This is a genomic window from Paraburkholderia sp. J41 (assembly GCF_905220235.1).
Taxonomy (GTDB): domain Bacteria; phylum Pseudomonadota; class Gammaproteobacteria; order Burkholderiales; family Burkholderiaceae; genus Paraburkholderia.
In genome coordinates, this window is sequence record NZ_CAJMZE010000014.1 from 123,379 (window position 1) to 145,465 (window position 22,087).

At 66.5% G+C, this 22,087-nt stretch carries 18 protein-coding genes; 13 read left to right on the forward strand and 5 right to left on the reverse strand.

Annotation, left to right across the window (positions count from 1 at the left end):
- The first annotated feature begins 16 nt into the window (after positions 1-16).
- The 11 genes from truA to U5805_RS16830 all read left to right on the forward strand — a co-directional run bounded on the left by truA (position 17) and on the right by U5805_RS16830 (position 11,238).
- Positions 17-853 (forward strand): tRNA pseudouridine(38-40) synthase TruA, encoded by an 837-nt coding sequence (gene truA / locus U5805_RS16780; protein WP_322104610.1) that lies wholly within the window; start codon positions 17-19, stop codon positions 851-853.
- 18 nt (positions 854-871) lie between these two features.
- Complete coding sequence (locus U5805_RS16785; protein WP_322104611.1) at positions 872-1,549, forward strand: phosphoribosylanthranilate isomerase; 678 nt, start codon at positions 872-874, stop codon at positions 1,547-1,549.
- 61 nt (positions 1,550-1,610) lie between these two features.
- The gene (gene trpB, locus U5805_RS16790) at positions 1,611-2,804 is read left to right on the forward strand and encodes a tryptophan synthase subunit beta (RefSeq protein WP_322104612.1); all 1,194 of its coding nucleotides are present in this window, start codon (positions 1,611-1,613) and stop codon (positions 2,802-2,804) included.
- Positions 2,805-2,825: 21 nt separating this feature from the next.
- A complete protein-coding gene (locus U5805_RS16795; RefSeq protein ID WP_322104613.1) occupies positions 2,826-3,740 on the forward strand; it encodes a site-specific DNA-methyltransferase in 915 nt (304 codons plus the stop codon).
- A 61-nt stretch (positions 3,741-3,801) separates the two neighbouring features.
- On the forward strand, positions 3,802-4,614 hold the full coding sequence (gene trpA / locus U5805_RS16800; RefSeq protein WP_322104614.1) for a tryptophan synthase subunit alpha: 813 nt from the start codon (positions 3,802-3,804) through the stop codon (positions 4,612-4,614).
- A 117-nt stretch (positions 4,615-4,731) separates the two neighbouring features.
- Positions 4,732-5,604, forward strand: coding sequence for an acetyl-CoA carboxylase, carboxyltransferase subunit beta (gene accD / locus U5805_RS16805; RefSeq protein WP_322104615.1), 873 nt, complete (start codon positions 4,732-4,734; stop codon positions 5,602-5,604).
- A gap of 177 nt (positions 5,605-5,781) precedes the next feature.
- Positions 5,782-7,092: a bifunctional tetrahydrofolate synthase/dihydrofolate synthase gene (gene folC / locus U5805_RS16810; protein WP_322104616.1), complete on the forward strand. Its 1,311-nt coding sequence runs from the start codon at positions 5,782-5,784 to the stop codon at positions 7,090-7,092.
- A 59-nt stretch (positions 7,093-7,151) separates the two neighbouring features.
- Entirely contained in the window at positions 7,152-8,093 is a 942-nt protein-coding gene (locus tag U5805_RS16815; protein ID WP_322104617.1) for an SPOR domain-containing protein, read from the forward strand.
- 7 nt (positions 8,094-8,100) lie between these two features.
- A complete protein-coding gene (locus tag U5805_RS16820; protein ID WP_322104618.1) occupies positions 8,101-8,595 on the forward strand; it encodes a CvpA family protein in 495 nt (164 codons plus the stop codon).
- Positions 8,596-8,703: 108 nt separating this feature from the next.
- Positions 8,704-10,248, forward strand: a complete 1,545-nt coding sequence (gene purF, locus U5805_RS16825; RefSeq protein ID WP_322104619.1) for an amidophosphoribosyltransferase — start codon at positions 8,704-8,706, stop codon at positions 10,246-10,248.
- 117 nt (positions 10,249-10,365) lie between these two features.
- Complete coding sequence (locus U5805_RS16830) at positions 10,366-11,238, forward strand: MOSC domain-containing protein (RefSeq protein ID WP_322104620.1); 873 nt, start codon at positions 10,366-10,368, stop codon at positions 11,236-11,238.
- A gap of 90 nt (positions 11,239-11,328) precedes the next feature.
- Here U5805_RS16830 and U5805_RS16835 read toward each other — a convergent pair whose 3' ends face one another.
- A complete protein-coding gene (locus U5805_RS16835; RefSeq protein ID WP_322104621.1) occupies positions 11,329-12,129 on the reverse strand; it encodes an AraC family transcriptional regulator in 801 nt (266 codons plus the stop codon).
- A gap of 32 nt (positions 12,130-12,161) precedes the next feature.
- Positions 12,162-12,503: an FKBP-type peptidyl-prolyl cis-trans isomerase gene (locus U5805_RS16840; RefSeq protein ID WP_322104622.1), complete on the reverse strand. Its 342-nt coding sequence runs from the start codon at positions 12,501-12,503 to the stop codon at positions 12,162-12,164.
- A gap of 168 nt (positions 12,504-12,671) precedes the next feature.
- On the opposite strand from U5805_RS16840, the gene U5805_RS16845 reads away from it, so the two are divergent.
- Positions 12,672-13,427: a HAMP domain-containing sensor histidine kinase gene (locus U5805_RS16845; RefSeq protein WP_322104623.1), complete on the forward strand. Its 756-nt coding sequence runs from the start codon at positions 12,672-12,674 to the stop codon at positions 13,425-13,427.
- A 201-nt stretch (positions 13,428-13,628) separates the two neighbouring features.
- Positions 13,629-15,050, forward strand: coding sequence for a hemolysin family protein (locus U5805_RS16850; RefSeq protein WP_322104624.1), 1,422 nt, complete (start codon positions 13,629-13,631; stop codon positions 15,048-15,050).
- A gap of 22 nt (positions 15,051-15,072) precedes the next feature.
- On the opposite strand, the gene treY is transcribed toward U5805_RS16850, so the two are convergent.
- Genes treY through treZ form a run of 3 tightly spaced genes read right to left on the reverse strand, consistent with a single transcriptional unit; the run spans position 15,073 to position 22,072 of the window.
- Positions 15,073-17,922, reverse strand: a complete 2,850-nt coding sequence (treY, locus tag U5805_RS16855) for a malto-oligosyltrehalose synthase (RefSeq protein ID WP_322104625.1) — start codon at positions 17,920-17,922, stop codon at positions 15,073-15,075.
- Complete coding sequence (gene malQ, locus U5805_RS16860) at positions 17,919-20,168, reverse strand: 4-alpha-glucanotransferase (RefSeq protein ID WP_322104626.1); 2,250 nt, start codon at positions 20,166-20,168, stop codon at positions 17,919-17,921. The genes treY and malQ overlap by 4 nt, the downstream gene beginning before the upstream one ends.
- On the reverse strand, positions 20,165-22,072 hold the full coding sequence (gene treZ / locus U5805_RS16865) for a malto-oligosyltrehalose trehalohydrolase (protein WP_322104627.1): 1,908 nt from the start codon (positions 22,070-22,072) through the stop codon (positions 20,165-20,167). The genes malQ and treZ overlap by 4 nt, the downstream gene beginning before the upstream one ends.
- Positions 22,073-22,087 lie beyond the last annotated feature (15 nt).

Below are 22,087 nucleotides of genomic sequence, written 5' to 3' on the forward strand. Positions count from 1 at the left end.
GGTTGCCGCCCGCTCAATGCGTATCGCGCTAGGAATCCAGTACGACGGCGCCGCCTTCTGCGGCTGGCAATCGCAGCCGCACGGCAAGACGGTGCAGGACCGGCTCGAACGCGCGCTGCGCGAATTCGCGTGCGTGCCGCTGCAAACCGTCGTTGCCGGCCGCACCGACACGGGCGTGCATGGACTCGGCCAGGTCGTCCATTTCGACACCGATCTCGACCGCACGCCGTTCTCGTGGGTGCGCGGCACGAATGCGTTCTTGCCTTCGACGGTGGCCGTGCAGTGGGCGAAGCCGATGCCCGAGACGTTTCACGCGCGTTTCGCGGCGTTCGAGCGCACGTATTACTACGTGCTTTACGTGCATCCGGTGCGTTCGCCCATGCTGGCGGGCCGCGCGGGCTGGATTCATACGCCGCTCGATGTCGATGCCATGCGCGAGGCGGCGGCGCATTTGATCGGGGAGCATGATTTTTCGGCGTTCCGTTCGTCCGAATGTCAGTCGAAAACGCCGGTCAAGCATCTTTACCAGATCGACATTCGCCCGCAAGGCGACTTCATCCATTTCCGCTTTCGCGCCAATGCCTTCCTGCATCACATGGTGCGCAACCTCATGGGCTGCCTCGTGGCCGTGGGGCGCGGGCGCTATCCGTCGCCGTGGATGGACGAGGTGCTGGCGGGCCGCGACCGCACGAAGGCTGCGCCCACGTTCATGCCCGACGGCCTCTATCTCGCCGAAGTGGGCTATCCTGACGAGTTCGCGGTGCCCGCGCCGCATACGGCCAGCGTGCCCTGGAGCGCGATCTGGACCGATACGCCGCAGGCTCCCGATGCTCCGGCCATTCCGCCTGCATGACCCGAAGTCTCCGCCAACATGACGCTAACTGATTCCAACGCCGCGCATCGCACACGCATCAAGCTGTGCGGGCTTTCAACGCCCGAAGCGGTTTCCCACGCGATCGACCTGGGCGCGGACGCGATCGGCCTCGTGTTTTATCCGCCCAGCCCGCGTTCCGTGAACGTGGCGCGGGCCGTGGAACTGACGCGCGAGATCGCGCCGTTCGTTTCGGTCGTCGGCCTGTTCGTCAACGCCACGGCCGAGTGGATCGTCGAAGTCACGGACAGCGTTCCGCTCACGATGCTGCAATTTCACGGCGACGAAACCCCCGAGCAGTGCGAAGCGCTCGCGGCCGTTGCCGGTTTGCCCTGGTTGCGCGCGCTGCGAGTGGCGGCCGATACTCGTCAAGCCGATTTGGTAGAATCGGCAAATCGTTATTCATCGGCTTCCGGGCTTTTGTTCGACACGCATGTCGAAGGCTACGGCGGCGGCGGAAAGGTCTTCGATTGGTCACTTATTCCCGCAGGTCTCGCGCGTCGGGCCGTTTTGAGTGGTGGCTTGAACGCGCAAAACGTCAATGAGGCGATTCGCCGGGTGCGCCCGTTCGCGGTCGATGTCTCCAGCGGCATCGAAGCGCCGGGCGCCAAGGGCGTGAAGGATCACGCCCGCATGGCGGCGTTCGTACGCGCGGTGCGCGAGGCGGACGCGGGATAATTTTCCGTGCTGGCAGAACTCGTGCAACGCGAGTGATTCAATGCCGGCCAAGCGAGTGACTATGTACAACTTACCCGATGAACGTGGCCATTTTGGCCAATATGGCGGCGTGTTCGCGGCCGAAACTCTCATGCAGGCCATCGACGAACTGCGCGAGGCCTACGCGAAATACAAGGACGATCCCGAATTTGTCGCCGAATATCAGCGCGAGCTGAAGCATTTCGTCGGCCGTCCGTCGCCGGTGTATCACGCGCAACGCTGGAGCGAACTGCTCGGCGGTGCGCAGATTTACCTCAAGCGCGAGGACCTGAACCACACGGGCGCGCACAAGGTGAACAACGTGATCGGCCAGGCGCTGCTCGCGAAACGCATGGGCAAGCCGCGCGTGATCGCCGAAACGGGCGCGGGTCAGCACGGCGTGGCCACGGCCACCATCGCCGCGCGCTTCGGCATGGAATGCGTGGTCTACATGGGCGCGGAAGACGTGCGCCGCCAGGCCGCCAACGTCTATCGCATGAAGCTGCTGGGCGCGACGGTCGTGCCGGTGGAGTCGGGTTCGCGCACGCTCAAGGACGCGCTCAACGAAGCCATGCGCGACTGGGTGACGAACGTCGAAAACACCTTCTACATCATCGGCACCGTGGCGGGCCCGCATCCGTATCCGATGATGGTGCGCGACTTCCAGCGCGTGATCGGCGACGAATGCCGCGTGCAGATGCCCGAAATCGCCGGTCGCCAGCCGGATGCCGTGATCGCGTGCGTTGGCGGCGGATCGAACGCAATGGGCATCTTTTATCCCTATATCGACGACGATGCCGTGCAGTTGATCGGCGTGGAGCCGGCGGGCGACGGCATGGAAACGGGCCGTCATGCGGCCTCGCTCGCGGCGGGCACGCCGGGCGTGCTGCACGGCAACCGCACCTATCTGCTGCAAGACGAGAACGGCCAGATCATCGAGACGCATTCGGTTTCGGCGGGTCTCGACTATCCCGGCGTGGGTCCGGAGCACGCGTGGCTCAAGGACAGCGGCCGCGCGCAATACGTGACCATCGACGACGAGGAAGCGCTCAAGGCGTTCCACGACTGCTGCCGCATCGAAGGCATCATCCCCGCGCTGGAGTCGAGCCACGCGCTCGCGCACGCGGCGAAGCTCGCGCCCTCGTTGCCCAGGGACAAGGTTCTGCTGGTGAACCTCTCGGGGCGCGGCGACAAGGACATGCACACGGTCGCCGAGCGATCGGGCATTCAGTTCTGAGCGCCCGGAGCGACACGAGCAATGCGTGACGAGTTCGACGAGCCGCTTGCGCCGGCGCCGCTGGGCGACGCGGAAGCCGATATTCCGGCTGCCGTGCCGCCGTTGGTGCCGGTCGTGCCGGAAAGCATCCGGCTCCTGAACCGCGATTTTCTGACCGATGCGGCGAATTTGCCCGATGCCTCGATCGACCTGATCGTCGCCGATCCGCCTTATGGGCTCGGCAAGGACTACGGCAACGACTCCGACATGCGCTCCGGCGAAAATTTTCTCGCCTGGACCTACGAATGGCTCGACCTCGCGATACCGAAGCTCAAGGCAAGCGGCTCGCTTTACGTGTTTTGCACGTGGCAGTACGCGCCCGAAATCTTCGTCTATCTCAAGTCGAAACTCACGATGATCAACGAGATCGTCTGGGATCGTCGCGTGCCCAGCATGGGCGGAACGACGCGCCGGTTCACGTCCGTGCATGACAACATCGGTTTCTTCGCGGTTTCGAAGGACTATTACTTCGATCTCGATCCCGTCCGCATTCCGTACGATGCCGTCACGAAGAAGGCGCGTTCGCGCAAGTTGTTCGAAGGCAGCAAGTGGCTCGAACTCGGCTACAACCCCAAGGACGTCTGGTCCGTTTCGCGGCTGCACCGTCAGCATGCGGAGCGCGTGGATCATCCCACCCAGAAGCCGCTGGAAATCGTCGAGCGCATGGTGCTCGCGAGCTGCCCGCCGGGCGGCCGCGTGCTGGACCCGTTCATGGGCAGCGGCACCACGGCAGTCGCTTGCGCGCGTCAGCAGCGCGAATTCGTCGGCTATGAAATTAACGAAAGTTACTGCGCGATTGCGCGCGAACGCGTGAGCGCGGCGGCGTCGGCAATACCGGCAGCCGCCGCGGACACGGGCGCCGCACCGTCCGCACCGTCTGTCGAGGCAGGCGTCTGACACGCCGCCCGCGACGCGCGGCTCCTTCGCGCAGCACCGTAAAAAGTTGAGGACTCACATCATGTCCCGTATCAAGAACACGTTTGCGGCGCTCGCCGCCGAAGGCAAGAAAGGTCTGATCCCGTTCATCACGGCAGGCGATCCCGATCCCGCGCGCACCGTCGAATTCATGCACGCGCTGGCGGCGGGCGGCGCCGACGTGATCGAACTCGGCGTGCCGTTTTCGGACCCGATGGCCGACGGCCCGGTGATCCAGCAGTCGTCCGAGCGCGCGCTCGCGAAGGGCGTGACGCTCAAGAGCGTGCTCGCCGACGTCAAGCGCTTTCGCGAAACCGACAACAAGACGCCGGTCGTGCTGATGGGCTACGCGAACCCCATCGAGCGCATGGGCGCCGACGCGTTCGCCGCCGCTGCGAAAGAGGCGGGGGTGGACGGCGTGCTCGTGGTCGACTATCCGCCCGAGGAATCGACGGAATTCGCGACCCGGATGCAGGCGGCCGGCATCGACCCGATCTTCCTGCTCGCGCCCACTTCCACGGACGCGCGCATCGCGGCCGTCGCGCGGGCGGCGAGCGGCTACGTCTATTACGTCTCGCTCAAGGGCGTGACCGGCGCGGCGAATCTCGACGTGGCGAGCATCGCGGGTAGAATTCCGGCCATCAAGGAGCATGTCTCGTTGCCGGTGGGCGTCGGCTTCGGCATTCGCGACGCGCAAACGGCCGCCGCCGTGGCGCAGGTCGCCGACGCCGTGGTGATCGGCAGCCGTCTCGTGCAATTGCTCGAACAAACGCCGCCCGACACGGCAGCGGACGTGCTCATGCAATTCATTGCCGGTATTCGCACGGCGCTCGACGAAAATTCGGGCGCGGTTTGAGACTGCTGTAAAATCCACTTTTCGCCATGCGCGGGCGGGTCGAAACCCGGTCGGTTTTACCGGCCGGCGGTTCCCGTGCGCCGCGCCGCGCATCCCGAAGGTCAAGGAAGGAACACAATGAGCTGGCTCGATAAACTGCTGCCGCCCAAGATCAAGCAAACCGATCCGAAAAGCCGCAAAAGCATCCCGGAAGGCTTGTGGATCAAGTGCCCGTCGTGCGAGGCGGTGCTGTACCGCAACGACGTGGAGGCGAATCTTCACGTTTGCCCGAAGTGCGATCACCACATGCGCATTGGCGCGCGCGAGCGCCTCGACGGTCTGCTCGACGCGGAAGGCCGCTATGAAATCGGCCAGGAAATCATTCCTGTCGACGCCCTCAAGTTCAAGGACAGCCGCAAGTACCCGGACCGCCTGAAAGAGGCGATGGACGAAACCGGCGAAACCGACGCCATGGTGGTGATGGGCGGCGCGATCCGCACGCTGCCCGTGGTCGTGGCCAACTTCGAGTTCTCGTTCATGGGCGGCTCGATGGGCTCGGTGGTCGGCGAGCGTTTCGCGCGCGGCGCGCAAACGGCGCTCGAACAGCAAGTGCCGTTCATCTGCTTCACCGCTTCCGGCGGCGCGCGCATGCAGGAAAGCCTGCTGTCGCTCATGCAGATGGCCAAGACCACGGCCATGCTCACGAAGCTTTCCGAGGCCCGGCTGCCGTTCATTTCCGTGCTGACCGATCCGACGATGGGCGGGGTTTCGGCGAGCTTCGCGTTCCTCGGCGACGTCGTGATCGCCGAGCCGAAGGCGCTGATCGGCTTCGCCGGCCCGCGCGTGATCGAGCAAACCGTGCGCGAAAAGCTGCCGGAAGGCTTCCAGCGCGCCGAATTCCTGCTGCAAAAGGGCGCGATCGACATGATCGTGGACCGCCGCAAGCTGCGCGACGAAATCGCGCAATTGCTCGCGCTGCTCCAGCGCCAGCCCGCCGACGCCGTGGCGTAACCGCCGCGCCGTCACGCGGCCTGGCGCGGCCGAAAAATCGCGCACCTCGACGCGCCGCAAGCGTAAGCAAGCGGCGCGTTGTCATTTCCGCGATAATGCCGTTCTTTCGCAGCCGATCATTCGCGTGAACGCTCCGCCCCTGGCGGCGTCTCACACGCAGCACCGACGATTTTGCCCATGAGCACCTTTCCCACTCTCGACGCGTGGCTCACGCATCTCGAAACCGCGCATCCGGTCGGCATCGACATGGGGCTCGACCGCATCCGCCGGGTGAAGGACGCGCTCAAGCTCGAATTCGCGTGCCCGATCTTCACGGTCGGCGGCACGAACGGAAAGGGCTCGACCTGCGCGATTCTCGAAACGATCCTGCTTAAAGCGGGCTATCACGTGGGCTGCCACACGTCGCCGCATCTGCTCGCGTTCAACGAGCGTGCGCGCGTGGACGGCGAGCAGGCCGGCGACGCCGATCTGCTGCCGCATTTCGAAGCCGTCGAAGCCGCGCGCAACGCGTTCGAGACGCCGGTTTCGCTCACGTATTTCGAGTTCACGACGCTCGCGATCATGCATTGGTTCGCCTCGCGCGGGCTGGACGCGGTGATCTTCGAAGTGGGGCTGGGCGGGCGTCTGGACGCCGTGAACGTGCTCGACACCGACTGCGCGATCATCACGAGCATCGACCTCGACCACACCGAATATCTGGGCGATACGCGCGAAAAGATCGGTTTCGAGAAGGCCGGTATTTTCCGCGCGGGCAAGCCCGCGATTTGCGCCGATCCCGTGGCGCCGCAGTCGCTGGTCGATCATGCGGACGCGATCGGCGCCGAACTATGGCTCTTTGGCCGCGATTTCCGCTACGAAGGCCAGCCGGGCAGCGAGCGTCAGCAATGGAGCTACGTCGGCCCGACAATGCGGCGCTCGGCGCTCGCGTATCCGGCGCTGCGCGGCGCGAATCAGCTCATCAACACCACGGCGGCGCTCGCCGGTCTGGAAGCGATGCGCGACCGCCTGCCGGTTTCGGCGCAGGACATTCGCCTCGGTCTCGCCAACGTCGAATTGCCGGGCCGCTTCCAGGTGCTGCCGGGCAAGCCGTCGATCATTCTCGACGTCGGCCATAATCCGCACGCCGCCGCCGTGCTCGCGCAAAACCTCGGCAGCATGGGCTATTTCCCGTACACCTACGCCGTGTTCGGCGCGATGCGCGACAAGGACATCGCGGGGGTGATCGAGCATCTGAAGGGCGAAGTCGATCACTGGTGCGTGACCGATCTGCCGCTGCCGCGCGCGGCCACGGCGCAGCAGCTCGACGACCGGCTGCGCGAGGCGGGCGTGAGCGACGGCCCCGACAGCAGCGTGACGCGTTACGAAAGTCCGGCGGCGGCGTTTCAAGATGCGCTAAAACGTGCTACTGAAAATGATAGAATTATTGTTTTCGGAAGTTTTCTGACGGTTGCCGGGGTCATGGCCTGGCGAAAGTCGCAGCAACACTGACCGCCCGGCACCGCACGCCGCCCGCAAGACAGGCCAGGTAGGCCAACAGCAAGCCATACATGGGACTTTTCTCGTTCGGCAAGAAAGACGACGCGGCGCCTCGCCGGCGCGGCGCTGAAGCCGGCTCCAACCGGCGGAGCAGCCAAAGCACGCGTGTGGAGCGGCGCAGTCGCCGCCCGGACCGTTCCGGCGACGCCGAGGCCATGCTGCTCGATCCCACGCTTCCCGAAAAGCAGCGCGCGCGCCGCCGCCTCGTGGGCGCGATCGCGCTGGTGCTCGCCGCCATCGTGGTTTTGCCGATGGTGCTCGATTCGCACCCGAAGCCCGTTACCGACGACATCGCCATCGACATTCCGAGCCGTCCGGCCGACAAGGTCGCGGCGCGTCACGACGAGGACACCCAAGCGGGCGTTGCGCCCGACAATCCGCCCGCGGCGGACACGGCCGGCGCATCGGCGCTGACGGCGGCTTCGTCCACGTCTCCATCCACGTCCACGCAAGCGGCCGAGGCCAGGAAGCCCGGCGCCGTCGCGCCGAAGCCCTCGCAGGGCACGGCAGCGGAGCAGCCGGCACAATCCGCGCAATCGGCACAATCGACGCAACCCGCGCAAACGGCCCGCTCCGGCAAGCCCGCAACCGCGCCGGCGGCCACCGCCACCGCGTCGCGCGGCCCATCCGACACCACCGGCACCGCCACGCAAGCCAACGCCGACACCGGCGCGGGCGCGGGCGCTCAATCCGGCACGCCGGCCGCGCCGCCGGGCGCGCGTTTCGCGGTGCAGCTCGGCGCCTATACGAACGGCGCCACGGCGCGCAACTGGGTCGCGAAGTTGAAAGCGGCGGGCGTACCCGCATATACCGAAGAACGCAAGGAAGCCGACGGCACCACGCGCACGCTGCTGCGCGCGGGGCCGTTCCCGGACCGCGCTTCGGCCACTGCGGCGATCGCCAGGGTGCGCGGCGCGGGGCTGATGGCCGGCTCGAACAGCAACGCGGAATAAGCCGCGCATGTTCACGGCATTCGACTACGCTGTAATGGCGGTGATGGGCCTGTCGGCGCTGCGCGGTGCGTGGCGCGGCTTCATCGGCGAGATTTTTGGTTTGATCGGCTGGATCGCGGCATTGCTCGTGGCCTGCCGCTACGTGGACCGTGTGGTGCCCTTCATTCCGGCGACGTGGCCGGGCGGGGCGCTCACTCAATGGCTGATCGCCTTCGCGCTGATCGTCGTTGGCGTGGTGCTCGTGGCCGGCGTGGGCAATGCGCTGCTCGGCCGTCTGGTGCAGGCGAGCGGATTGTCAGGCGTGGACCGTTCGCTCGGGATGATGTTCGGCCTCGTGCGAGGCGTCGTGCTGGTGCTGATCCTCGTCGTTCTTGGCGGGTTGACCGAGCTGCCCCAGCAGGACTTCTGGCGCAAGGCGCTGCTGCGGCCGTATGCCGAGCAGGGCGTGCTCGAACTGAAACCGCTGTTGCCCGATACGCTCGCGGCCTACGTTCACGTCTGATCAGAAACTGGTCGGACGCGGCGCAAGGCACGGCGTCAATCGCGCAACGCTGCCCCTTTGCGGCGCTCGACCGGCCGCGACCGATTTCGCTTTTTTGAAGGACCTGCCATGTGCGGCATCGTAGGCGTAGTTTCCCGCTCTCCCGTCAACCAGCTCCTCTATGACGCGCTGCTGCTGCTTCAGCACCGCGGTCAGGACGCGGCCGGCATTGCCACCGCGAACGGCTGCACGTTCCACATGCACAAGGCCAACGGCATGGTGCGCGACGTGTTCCGCACGCGCAACATGCGCAGCCTGCCCGGCACCTGCGGCATCGGCCAGGTACGCTACCCGACGGCCGGTTCGGCGTCGAGCGAAGAAGAAGCCCAGCCGTTCTACGTGAACGCGCCGTTCGGCCTTATCCTCGCCCACAACGGCAATCTCACGAACTGGCAACAGTTGAAGGAAGAGATGTTCCGCGTGGACCGCCGCCACATCAACACGAAGTCCGACACGGAAGTGCTGCTCAACGTGTTCGCGCACGAACTGCAACTTGCCAGCTCCGGACTCGAACTCGACCCATCGGCGCTGTTCAAGGCGGTGTCGGGCGTGCATCGCCGCGTGCGCGGCTCGTACGCGATCGTTTCGCTGATCGCCGGCTACGGCCTGCTCGCGTTCCGCGACCCGTTCGGCATTCGCCCGCTGTGCATCGGCAAGGTGGAAACTCCGGAAGGCACCGAATGGATGGTGGCGTCGGAATCGGTGGCGCTCGAAGGCATCGGTTTCGAATTCGTGCGCGACGTGGAGCCGGGCGAAGCGGTGTTCATCGACTTCGAGGGCAACTTTCATTCGCAGCAATGCGCGGAAAAGCCGAGCCTCAACCCGTGCATTTTCGAACTCGTGTATCTCGCGCGTCCCGATTCGGTGCTCGACGGCGTGCCGGTTTACAACGTGCGCCTGCGCATGGGCGACTACCTCGCCGAGAAGGTCAAGCGCGAACTGCCCGACGTGAAGATCGACGTGGTCATGCCGATTCCCGACTCGTCGCGCCCCGCCGCCATGCAGGTGGCGAAGAAGCTGGGCGTGGAGTATCGCGAGGGCTTCTTCAAGAACCGCTACGTGGGCCGCACCTTCATCATGCCGGGCCAGGCGATGCGCAAGAAGTCGGTGCGCCAGAAGCTCAACGCCATGGGCATCGAGTTCAAGGGCAAGAACGTGCTGATCATCGACGACTCCATCGTGCGCGGCACCACCTCGCAGGAAATCGTGCAGATGGCGCGCGACGCGGGCGCGACCAAGGTGATCTTCGCTTCGGCGGCGCCGCCCGTGAAGTTCCCGAACGTGTACGGCATCGACATGCCCACGCGCGGCGAACTCGTGGCGCACGGCCGCACCGACGAAGAAGTGGCGCGCATCATCGGCGCCGATCACCTCGTGTATCAGGACGTGGAATCGCTCAAGCAGGCCGTGCGCGACATCAACCCGGAATTGCGCGAATTCGAGGCATCGTGCTTCGACGGCGACTACATCACCGGGGACATCACGAGCGCCTATCTCGACAACATCGAAACCGCGCGCCTCGCGCCGCAAGCGCAGTCCGACCGCGACGCCGCCAGCGACGCGATGGACGGCGGCGCGCGCTCGCAATTGCATCTGCAACTCTCGGTCGAGTGATGCCGGTGCGATTTGCACGATGAAAGGCGCGAGCCGTCGCGGCTCGCGCGTTCGAAAGCCCGCTTCTGCTTGCGCGAAGCGGGTTTTTTTATGATTCGACTTACCGACGAGTTCATCATGAGCACCGTTCGCGCGTTGTATGTGTACCCCGTGAAGTCGTGCGGCGCGATTGCGCTCCAGCGCGCGCAATTCGACGCGAGCGGCCTGCAATGGGACCGTCACTGGATGGTGGCGGACGCCACGGGCCGCTTCGTTTCGCAGCGCGAATATGCGGCGATGGCGCGCATCGTGCCCGAGTTCGTCGAAGAAGGCGTGCGTTTGTCGATGGACGGCATGAGCGAGACGTTGCTGCTGCCGTTCGCGCCGCGCGGCGGCGAAACGCGCGTGCAGGCGAGCGTGTGGAAGGACACGTTCGAAGCGCTCGACGAAGGCGAACGCGCGGCGCAATGGTTCACGCAGGCGCTGGGCGTGCCGGTGCGCCTGCTGCGTTTCGCACGCGACGTCACGCGGCTCGCGAGCAAGAAGTGGACGCACGACGAAGACGCGCCCACGCAATTCGCCGACGGTTATCCGATTCTCGTGACGAGCGAGTCGTCGCTGGCGGAACTCAACGCGCGGCTCGCGGCGAAGGGCGCGCCGCCCGTGCCGATGTCGCGTTTTCGCCCGAATATCGTCGTGGACGACGTCAACGATGCGTTCGACGAGGACTTTGTCGACACGCTCGCGATCGAATCGGCTTCGGGCGCGCAAGACATCGTGCTGCGCTTCGTGAAGCCGTGCGCGCGCTGCCCGATCACGACGATCGACCAGCAATCGGGCAAACGCGACGCGAACTGGCCCGCGGAGCCGCTCGACACGCTGGCCGCGTTTCGCGCCGACGCGCGCGTGGACGGCGGCCTCACGTTCGGCCAGAACGCGATTGTGGTGACGGGCGCGGGCGAGCGCGTTGCGGTGGGCGCGCGCGCCGAGTGGGAGTATCGGTTCGAGTGAGCGCGGCGAGCGCGCACGATGAACGCGCACGATAAACGCGTATTGAACCGGCGCGACGATTGAATCGAAGTACGGAACGAACGCGCGCGTTCAGTGCGGCAGCGCGCGCCACTGTCCCGGCGCAATGCCGAAGCGGCGCGTGAACGCGTGCGTGAACGCGCTCTGATCGCCGAACCCCACTTCGAGCGCGATGTCGCTGAGCGGGGCGCGCGGGTCGGCAAGCAGCGTGAGCGCCGTGTCGAGGCGCAGGCGCTGCAAATAGCGATGCGGCGTTTCGCCGAACGCGTCGATGAAAAGTTGGTGAAAACGGCGCAGGCCGAAGCCGCAATGCGCGGCAAGGTCGGCAATGCGCAGCGGTTGCGCGAGATGCGCGCGCAGCCAGCGGTCGATGCGCGCGAAATCCAGCCCCGCTGCGGCGTCGAACGCGGCGCCCGCCGCAATGCCGGTTTGCGCGATCAGCGCGGCGCACAGGCGTGCCGAGGCGTCCCAATGAAAGCGGCGCGCGCGGATGTCGCCGTCGCCGTGAGGCGGCGCGGCCGTGGCGGCGCGCTGCGCGATCTGGCGCACGAGCTGCGTGAGCGCCGGATCGACGCGCACGGCGCGCGCCGTATCGAACAGCCGTTCGGGCACCGCGAGCGACGCGGCGGGCAAGTCGAGCACGAGCTGCCGGTTATTGCCGATGCCCATGTAATCGTGACGCGCGCCCGCTGGAATGAGCCACGCCGAACAACAGTCGATGCGCTCGCCCAGGCCGTTCACGGTCATTTCCATCGCGCCGTCGAGGCCGAGCACGATCTGATGGAAGTCGTGCAGATCGGTTTCCTCGATCGCGCCATAGCGGCGCAATTCGACGCCGGGCGCGAGAACGGGAGCGTGATGATGCGGGTTCACGGGGCGAGCGCTTACTACGAAGCGACTAACGTTCAGACGTCGAGCAGTTCGACTTCGAACACGAGCGTGGCGTTCGGCGGAATCACGCCGCCCGCGCCGCGCACGCCGTAGCCGAGTTGCGGCGGGATCGTGAGCTTGCGCACGCCGCCGACCTTCATGCCCTGCACGCCTTCGTCCCAGCCCTTGATGACCATGCCGCCGCCCAGCACGAAGGCGAACGGGTCGTTGCGGTCCTTGCTCGAATCGAACTTCTGGCCGTCCGTAAGCCAGCCCGTGTAATGCACGCTGACGGTCTGGCCGGCTTTCGCTTCTTCGCCGGTGCCTTCGGTCAGGTCTTCATACTTGAGGCCGGTATCGGTAGTCACGATGGACATGGAAAAACTCCTGAAACGGATGGGTTGAATCCGCTATTGTAGGCGGTTTGCAGGCCGCGAGCCGGTTGCGGAAATGGAGACTTGCAGGTCAGGCACGCGGGATGCTTCCTTGCGCTGCCTATAATGGGGGGCTGTTTCGCCCGCCGTGGGCGAAAACCGAGGAATTCGATGGCGTCGACTCCGCAAACAACTGACGAACGCACGGCGCGATTGTGCGCCGAAACCGCGCTGTTCATGCGCGACCATGTGCTTTCGCGCGTCTCGCACGACCTGCGCAGCCCGCTGAACGCAATCCATAGCTGGGCGTATGTCCTCGAACGCAAGATCGACGGCGCGGACGCCGCCGCGCAACGCGCGCTCGGCGGTATCCGCACGGGCGTGGAGCAACAGGTGCATCTGCTGGAAACACTCGTCGACAAAACCCGCGCCGAAACGCGCAAGCTGCGCATCGAGCGCGCGCCGGTCGCGCTTGACGGCCTGATCGCGCAAACCGTGGAGGACGCTCGCGCTTCGCTCGCCGACGCGCGCGGCGTGAGCTTCGCCGTGCGCGACGACACCGGCGCAGCGCCGCTCGACGCCGACGCCGAGCGTCTGGGCCAGGCGCTCTGGCTGATGCTCGTGTTCGCCGCCGAAACCAGCGCGCCGGGCACGAGCGTGACCTTCGCGGCCGGCGCCACGCCAACGGGCGTGCAGTTCGAGGTGACATGGCGCGCCACGCCGCAAGCGCTCACCGACGAAGCCGTGGCGCACGTGCTCGAACCGTTCGCGCGCGCGCAGGCCGGCGAGCCGCAGGAAATCGGCCGCCACGCCTGGGTGCTGGCGCTGTGCCAGCGCGTGGCCGAAGCGCACGGCGGCCGCTTCGAGTCGCACGCCGTAGCCGAAGGCGAGGAAGCGTCGATGGTGTTGGGCGTGGTGGCCGGCTGAGCGATGCGGCGGTGCGTTTGGAAAGCGAGCGGGAGCGGACGGTCGAATTTACAAGGCGGTTACGTCAACGACGTCGCGCCCGACCGCCGCGAACGCACGCAGACCGAAGCGTTTCGCTTCGCGCCCAATCGCGCCCAATCGCGCCTTTCACCTACCTTTCCCCCTTTATACTGAGGGCTTCGTTTTCCGGAGCCACTTCTCTTGATTCAGCTTCTCGCCCTTGTCGGGGCGCTTTTGCTCGTCGCCCTCAACGGTTTCTTCGTCGCGGCCGAGTTCGGCCTCGTCAAGCTGCGCGCCACGCGCGTGCAGTCGCTCGCCGCGGCGCACGGCCTGCGCGGCAGCATTCTCGCCAAGGTTCACGGCCAGCTCGACGCGTATCTCTCCGCCTGCCAGCTCGGCATCACGCTCGCGTCGCTCGGTCTGGGCTGGATCGGCGAACCGGCGTTCGCGGAACTGCTCGCGCCGCTGTTCGCGCTGCTCGGCGTTACCTCGCCCGAACTCGTGCACGGCATCTCGCTCGTGTTCGCGTTCACGGTGATTTCGTTCCTGCACATCGTCGTGGGCGAACTCGCGCCGAAGTCGATGGCGATTCGCCAGTCCGAGAAAATCTCACTGTGGACCGCGCTGCCGCTCTACGGCTTTTACTGGACGATGTATCCGGCGATCTGGGCGCTCAACACGAGCGCGAACGCCGTGCTGCGCCTCGCGGGTTTATCGTCGGAACACGGCCACGACTCGCACTATTCCACCGACGAACTCAAGCTGATCCTGCGCAGCCGCCGCGCCGCCGCCGAAGCGCAAGCCGAAACGCAGCATCACGCCGAATTCGCGGCGAACGGCCGTGGCGCGAGGAACGGCGCAAGGAACGGCGAGGCTGCGCCCGCGCCCGCCGCGAACGCCTACAACGCCGACGAGTGGAACACGCTCGCGCATTCGCTCGACTTTTCGCGTCTCACCGTTTCGGACCTCATGCGCCCCGCGCACGAAATGGTTGGGTTGCGGCGCGACTTGCCGGTGAGCGAGAACATGCAGATCGTGGCGCGGCACCGTTTCAGCCGCTATCCGCTGTTCGAGGACGCGTCGGGGGAGCGCGTCGCGGGTCTCATCCACTTGAAGGATTTATTGCTCGCGCGCGAAGCCGGCAATATGCTCGACGATCTCGGCAAGTTCGTGCGCCCCGTGCAATACGTGAAGCCCGAAACGCCTGCGCTCGCGCTGTTTCGCCGCTTTCGCAAGGGCGCGCCGCATTTCGCGCTGGTCGGCCATAAAGGCGCGCGGCCGAGCGGCTTTCTCACGCTGGACAACCTGCTGGGCGCGCTCGTGGGCCAGATTCACGACGAATTCCATCAAGCCGATACCGACTGGACGCGCATGGACGACGGCACGCTGATGGGACGCGGCAGCCTGCCCGTGGTGTCGCTGGAGCAGGCGCTCGGCATCGACATCGACGAAGGGCGCGCCGAGTCCGTGGGCGGCCTCGTGATTCACGCGCTCAACGATCTGCCCACCGAAGGGCAGCGCGTGGCGTTCGAGCGCTTCGACATCGTCGTGAAGAAGATGAAGGGGCCGCGCATCGTGCTCGTGCGCATCTACCCGAAGGATCTCGAGGACGAAGGCGGCTGACCTTCGTCCCCGCTTTCTCCGTTCAGGCGCGCGCCACCGTGGACAGCACGGCCACGGGCAGCGCCTTCAGCACGTCGCGCAGCGCCAGCACGTTGTTGTCCTGCGGCCGGTGCGCGGTGTCGCTGAGCCAGTCGTGCAAGTCGGTCTGCGCGACGCCTTGGGGCAACTCCACCGCCGTATCTTCCCAGCGCTCGGGCGCAACGAGCGGCGTATCGCCTTCGAGCAGCGAAGCTGCGTGCCGCGTGCCGATCACGATGGCCCACGCGTTGCCGTGACGGCGCGCGAACGCGATGACATGATCGGCCAGCGCGCCGCGCACCGCGAGCGGCAGATATTCGCCTTCGCGCAGCAACTCCGGCGCTTGCGCGCGCAACGCCAGCAGGCGGTGGACGGTGGCAAGCTTCACGTGCGCGTTGCGCCAGTCCTTGAGCTTGGTCGAGGGCGCGGCGCGGTCGAGCGCCTTCGCGCGCGCGGCGTAATCGACGGGCCGGCGGTTGTCGGGATCGACGAGACTGAAATCCCAAAGCTCCGTGCCCTGGTACAGATCGGGCACGCCGGGCGAGGTGAGCCGCAATACGGTTTGCAGCAGCGTATTGACCGCGCCGGCGGGCGCGATGCGCGCGACGAAATCCGCGAGCGCTTGCAGAAAGCCGTCGCGGCGCTGCGGCGAAAGAATGTCGAACAAAAATGCCTGGCAGTCCGATTCATAGGCTTCGTCGGGGACGAGCCAGTTCGTGCGCAGCTTGGCTTCGCGCAGCGCTTTCAACTGCCATTGCGCGACCCGTTCGGCAAACGCACGCACGCCTTGTTCGTCGCCGGGATCGAGTTCGGGCGGCCAGACGCCGACCAGCGTCTGGTACAGCATGGCTTCGGCGCTCGGGCCAGGCGACCAGTCGGTGTTCGAGGCGCCGTCGCCGCGCCGCTGCGGCTGATTCAGCGTGGACCACGCGCGCAGCGTGTTGCTCCAGTCGCCGGCAATTTCGCTGAGCACGGCAAGGCGCGCGCGCACGTCCTCGCCGCGCTTGTGATCGTGCGTGGCGGTCGTCAGCAGTCCATAAGGACTGCGTTGACGGCGCAGCTTGTTGGCCGCATGAAACTGCTCGGCGGTGCGCGAGAAGTCGTCGGGATCGGCGCCCACTTCGTTGCGCGACAGCAGACGTCCGTAGCGATAACACGCCGTATCTTCGGTGGCTTTCGCGGCGAGCGGCGCGGTGAGCTGCGAGAACAACGCGAGCGCCGTGCGTTGCGCGATGAGTGCATGACTCAGCGGCGCATTGGCGTGGCTGCCGCCGTTCGCGCTCGCGTGGCGCGCACTTTTGCCATTGCCGCCGGTTTGCGGCGATTGACCGGCATCGGGCGCGCGGCCGCCTAGCCAGCCGTTCACGAGTTCGAGCGCCGAAAGACTCGCGCGCGGCAATGCGTGGCGCGCGCCTTCGAGCGCGACGTCGAAGTAGCGATTGTCGAGCGCCGTGCGCAAGCCGTTGACGGGATAAATGCGATAGATCGGAAAGCGTGTCGCGAGATGGCTGACCACGCGGTGTACGCTCGTGTAAGTGATGTCGCGTGTGGCAGGCTGCTCGCGCGCGATGCGGTGCAGCGCGCGCGCCACGTGATCGAGTTCCGCCGAAAGATAATACGTAAGCATCTCGCCGCGCGCGTCGAGCGCGTAGGCGCCGAACGGGCGGTCGTCGCCGGAAATGGCCGCCCACGCTTCGGCCAGCGGCGTCGCGCCGCGCGCGTCGTGCAGCAGCGCGCCCACGTCGTTCATGAAGTCGTAACCGGTCGTGCCTTGCACGGCCCAGTCGTCGCGCAAGGATTCGTCGGGCGCAAGAATCTTTTCGACGACGATATACGGCGGCGTCGCGCGCAGCGAGGCCATGCGCTGACGCAGGCGCTCGCAATACTCGCGCGGATCGGCGAGCCCGTCGATATGGTCGATGCGCAGGCCGTCGATCACGCCGTCGGCGTAGAGCCGGAAAATCATCTTGTGTACGGCTTCGAACACGTCGTGGCGTTCGACGCGCACGCCCGCGAGCGAAGTCACGTCGAAAAAGCGCCGCCAGTTGATTTCGTCGGGCGCGGTGCGCCACCATGCGAGCCGGAAATGCTGGCGTTCGAGCAGGCGGTGCAGGCGGTCGCGCGGCACCGGGTCGGCGCTCGAATATGCTTCGAGCGCGAATTCGATCGGGTCGGTGCCCGCGCGTTCGACGAAAGCGCGCAACGCCTCGCGTCCGGCCGCCGCGCGCGCCTGGTCCTCGGGCTGCGTGGTCAACCCCTGAAACGCGCTCGCCAGCGTGTTGAGGTCGGCGCGATCCGCCGATTGCAGCAGCGCCGCGTAATCGGTCGGGCAAATCGGGCACACGTGCGGCCCGTACTGCACATAAAAGCGCGCGGCCGCGGGATCGAATTTCAGTTCGATGCGGCCCGCCGCGAGTTCGTCGCCATACGCGCCGCCGAGAAAGGGCATCAGCACCTTGCCGCGCAGCGCGGGGTCGGGCGAATGCCAGTCGACGTCGAAGTGGCGCGCAAACGCGCTATGACGTCCCCATTCGAGGATGTCGAGCCACCACGCGTTGTGCGAGCCGCCCACGCCCATGTGGTTCGGCACGAAGTCGGCGATCAGGCCCATGCCGCGTTCGTGTACCTTCGCGGCGAGCCGGCGCAGCGCGGCTTCGCCGCCGAGTTCGGCGCTCACGGTGCCGTAATCGACGGTGTCGTAGCCGTGCATCGAGCCGGGCTGCGCCGTGGTGACGGGCGAAAGATAAAGGTGGCTTACGCCGAGCGCGGCAAAATAGTCGAGTTGCGCGAGCGCGTCGTCGAACGTGAAGCCGTGATGGAGCTGCAAGCGCAGCGTCGCGCGGGGGTAGTTCATGGCGTCGGCTTCGTTTCGGGTGAAGTGGGCGCGCTGTGCGCGTCGTTGGAAGATGTTTCGGATTGCGAATGGGTTTGCGGCGTTGAACGCGCCTGCGTGCGCGCCACGGCTTCGCGCGCGCGCTTCACGGTGTCGATGCGCGCCATGAACGCGGGATCGGCGAACATCGAATCGACCGTGTGCGGCAAGCGGCGGCGCCAGTTCGGATGTTCGTCGATCGAGCCGGGCAGATTCGGTTGATCGGCGAGCGCGAGCAGGTCTTCGAGCGGGCACGTCACGAGCGGACTCGTGGTGGCGGCCACATAGCCGAGCGCGGCGTTCACGGGCGGATCGTCGAGCGAGGGCGGTTCCGTGTCGCGCGGCGCGAAGCCCGCTTGCTGAAGCGCCTGCCAGAGCGCCCCGCGCTCGCTCACGCGTTGCGCCTGTTCGGTTGCTACGGGGTCCTTACCATCCGCGCGCGGCAGCATTTGGCCGATGCGATTGCGCCATTCGATATCGGCGCCGCGCCACCAGCCGGCCACGGTCGGCAGATCGTGGGTGGTGGTGGTCGCCATGCCGTGCGGGTCCCAGCGCGAAGGCGCGAGAAAGCCCTTGTCGTCCTGCTCGAACCACAGCACGCGTATGCCGTAAAGACCGTGCGCGGCCAGCCGTTCGCGCAAACCCGGCGGGACGGTGCCAAGGTCTTCGCCGATCACGATCGCACGATGCCGCCACGATTCGAGCGCGATCAAGCGCAGCAAATCTTCGAACGGATACCGCAGATACGCGCCGTGTTTCGCGCTCTCGCCTTCGGGCACGAGCCACAGCCGCCGCAAGCCGAGAATATGGTCGATGCGCACGCCGCCCGCGTAGGCGAACGCGGAGCGCAGCATGTCGATGAACGCGCGAAAGCCCGTGTTGTGCATCGCGCGCGGCGAGAACGTGGTCAAGCCCCAGCTTTGGCCGGCCTGGTTGAAGATGTCGGGCGGCGCGCCCACGGAGACGCGTTGCAACATGTCTTGCGGCAACGACCATGCATGCGAGCCCGCGCCGTCGCAACCCACCGCGAGATCGGCGACCAGTCCCACCGACATGCCCGCTTCGTGCGCGCGGCGCTGGGCATTGCCGAGCCCTTCCGCGGCGAGCCACTGCAAAAAGCGATGAAAATCGACTTCCTCGCGATGCTCCTGCGCGAACGTGGCGACAGCGGCGCCGCGCGGATCGCGCAACGCTTCCGGCCATTCGCGCCAATGACGCGGCCCGTCGCCGTCGCCGATCATCGCCGCCTGCAAGGCCTCGAAGCGCGCGTGATCTTCCAGCGCCTCGCCGCCCTTCGCGCAGAACGCATGAAACGCCGAAGCACGCGGCGAACCGCTGGCGCGTTCATCACGCTCGAAGCGGTCGAACAGCGCGCGCAGCACCTTGAGCTTGAGCGGCAGCGCGCGCTGCCAGTCCACTAGCGGTTCGGCTTCGAGTTCGCGCCATGCGTCGCCGGCTTGCGCCGCCACGCCGGCTTCGTGCGCGGCTTGCGCGCCGAACACGGCGGCGGGGTCGATATGCGCGACGTTGAGCCACAAACGCGACGACGGCGAATACGGGCTGAAATGCCCCGGCTCCGCGCTGAACATCGCATGCGCGGGACTCACCGCGAGCGCTTGCGCGCCGTGCCGCGCGCCATGCTCGGCCAGCGCGGCGAGCGCCGTATAGTCGCCGATGCCGCCGTCGCCATTTCTTCGGAGTCCATAGAGTTGTGCGGCGAGCCCCCACAACGGCGGCGGCGTGCTCGTGTCGCCATGACGAGCGCGCCAGGCGTCGGCGACGGTATGGCAATGCGGCGGCGCGACGGCGATCGTGAGCTTGTGATCGTTGACCGTCAGCGTGTGATAGCCGGGCTCGCTCAGCGGCGCGAGCAGCGCGGGCTCGCCGCGCGGCATCGTAAAGCGGCCTTCGATATGCTCGCCGCTTTCGAGGTCGATGCGATAGTGGCTGCCCGTGCGCACCGCCGAAGCGGGCAACTCTATCGCGCTCTCGAATTCGGCGGTGATGAGCGGCGGCAAGCGCCGCCCCGATTGCTCGGCGTTGAGCGCCGCGGCGCTCTGGCGCAATTGCGTGGCGTTCGCGCACGGCAAACCCATGCATTCGAGCAAGGTGACGAGCGTTTCGTCGGGAACGCGCTGCACGTTGCCGTGCGCGTCGGTCCATTCGACTTCGAAGCCCGCGCGCGTGGCGAGGTTGACGAGCGTTTCGCTGCGGCGTGCCGTGCTCATGCGTGCGGCTCCTCGCGGTGCGCGTCGCGCGCGTCGTGGCCGCTTGCATAGTCGGGCACGTCGCCGGTGAGCCAGGCGATGCAGGCGTTTTCGGGCAAGCTGCCCTGGTCGGCTCGATCGCGCGCGCGTCCCGGCGTTTCGAAAATCACCATGCCTTCGGGCTTCGGATCGAGCGGCACGCTCTCGCGGCCGAGGTTGAGCGCGATCGAGAGCACCGCGCCGTCACCCAGGCGCCAGCGCGCGACGAGCGCGGCCTTGCCGGCTTCGTTGTCGTCGGCGAGCACGGTGGCGTCCAGCGCTCGTGCGTGGCGCAGGCGCGGTATCAGCAGATGCGCGCGCACGCAAAGCGCCGATTTGTAGAAGTGCATCCACTCGCGACGTTCGCCATCCACGGGCGCGTCGGCCGGCGGCGGCGAAGCGTTCGCGAAGGTTTGCGGGTCGTTGGGGTCGGGAATGCGCGCGCGCATCGCTTCGTCGTTGAAGGCGGCGAAATGCGCGAATTCGCGGCGACGTCCTTCGCGAACCGCATCGGCGAGTTCGCCTTCGTAGGCCGTGAAGAACTGGAACGGCTGAGTCGAGCCGTATTCTTCGTCCATGAACAGCATGGGAATTTGCGGCGACAGCAGCAACATGGCCGTGGCCGCGCGCAAGGCGTCGTCGTCGGCCAGCGCGCGCAGGCGGTCGCCGAATGCGCGATTGCCGATCTGGTCGTGATTCTGAAGGCACGACACGAACGCCGTGGGCGGCAAATGCGCGCTCGGCTCGCCGCGCGGCTTGCCGTCGTGTACGGGAGAAGGATCGCCTTGATACACGAAGCCTTCGCTGAGCGCGCGCGCGAGCTTGCGGATCGGCGACTCCGTGAAGCCGCGGTAATAGCCCTCGGATTCGCCGGTCAGCAGCACGTGAAAGCAGTGATGCACGTCGTCGTTCCACTGCGCGTTGAAATGCGTTTCGAGCAGATTCGCTTCGTTGTGCTCGTTTTCCAGCACGAGATGAACATGACGGCCGGGTTCGACGCGCGCCTTCACATGGTCGGCGAGTTCGCGCAGCCAGTCGGGGTTGTTGATCGCATGCACGGCGTCGAGGCGCAACCCGTCGAAGCGATATTCGTTGAGCCAGTACAGCGCGTTTTCGCTGAAGTAGTCGCGCACTTCGAGCCGCTCGAAGTCGAGCGCGTCGCCCCACGGCGTTTTGATGTCGGCGCGAAAGAACGGCTTGGCGTACTGGCCGATCCAGTTGCCGTCGGGACCGAAGTGGTTGTAGACCACGTCGAGGAACATCTGCAAGCCCAGACCGTGCGCGGCGTCGATGAGCGCTTTCAGTTCGTCGGGCGTGCCGTAGGCCGCGTGCGGCGCGTAGGGCAGCACGCCGTCGTAGCCCCAGCCGCGCTCGCCGGGAAAGCTGCTGAGCGGCATGAGTTCGACGGCCGTCACGCCGAGTTCCTTGAGCGCGGGCAAGCGCGCCATCACGCCGCGATAGCCGCCCATCGCGCCCACGTGCAGTTCGTACAGCACGGTTTCTTCCCACGGACGCCCGTGCCATTGCGTGTGCTGCCACGCGTAAGCGCGCGGGTCGAGCACTTCGCTTGGACCGTGCACGCCTTGCGGCTGGAAGCGGGAGGCGGGGTCGGGTACGCGTTGGCCGTCGTCGATTTCGTAGCGATAAAGCGTGCCCGCGCCGCACGGCGCCTGCGCTTCGAACCAGCCGTTGCCGGTGGCCGTCATGTCGATGGGCGCGCGCGGCGCGCCTTCGTTTTCGAACACGAGCTTGACCGTTTTGCTCGACGGCGCCCAGAAGCGAAAGCGCGTCTGTTCGTGTTCCTGCGACGCGCCCGTCACCTGCGCGCCGAACGGCAGGCAAAAAGCGTAATGCTGGGCATGCGGTTGCTGCGAAAGCGGGGACATGTCGTGTTCCTGTGA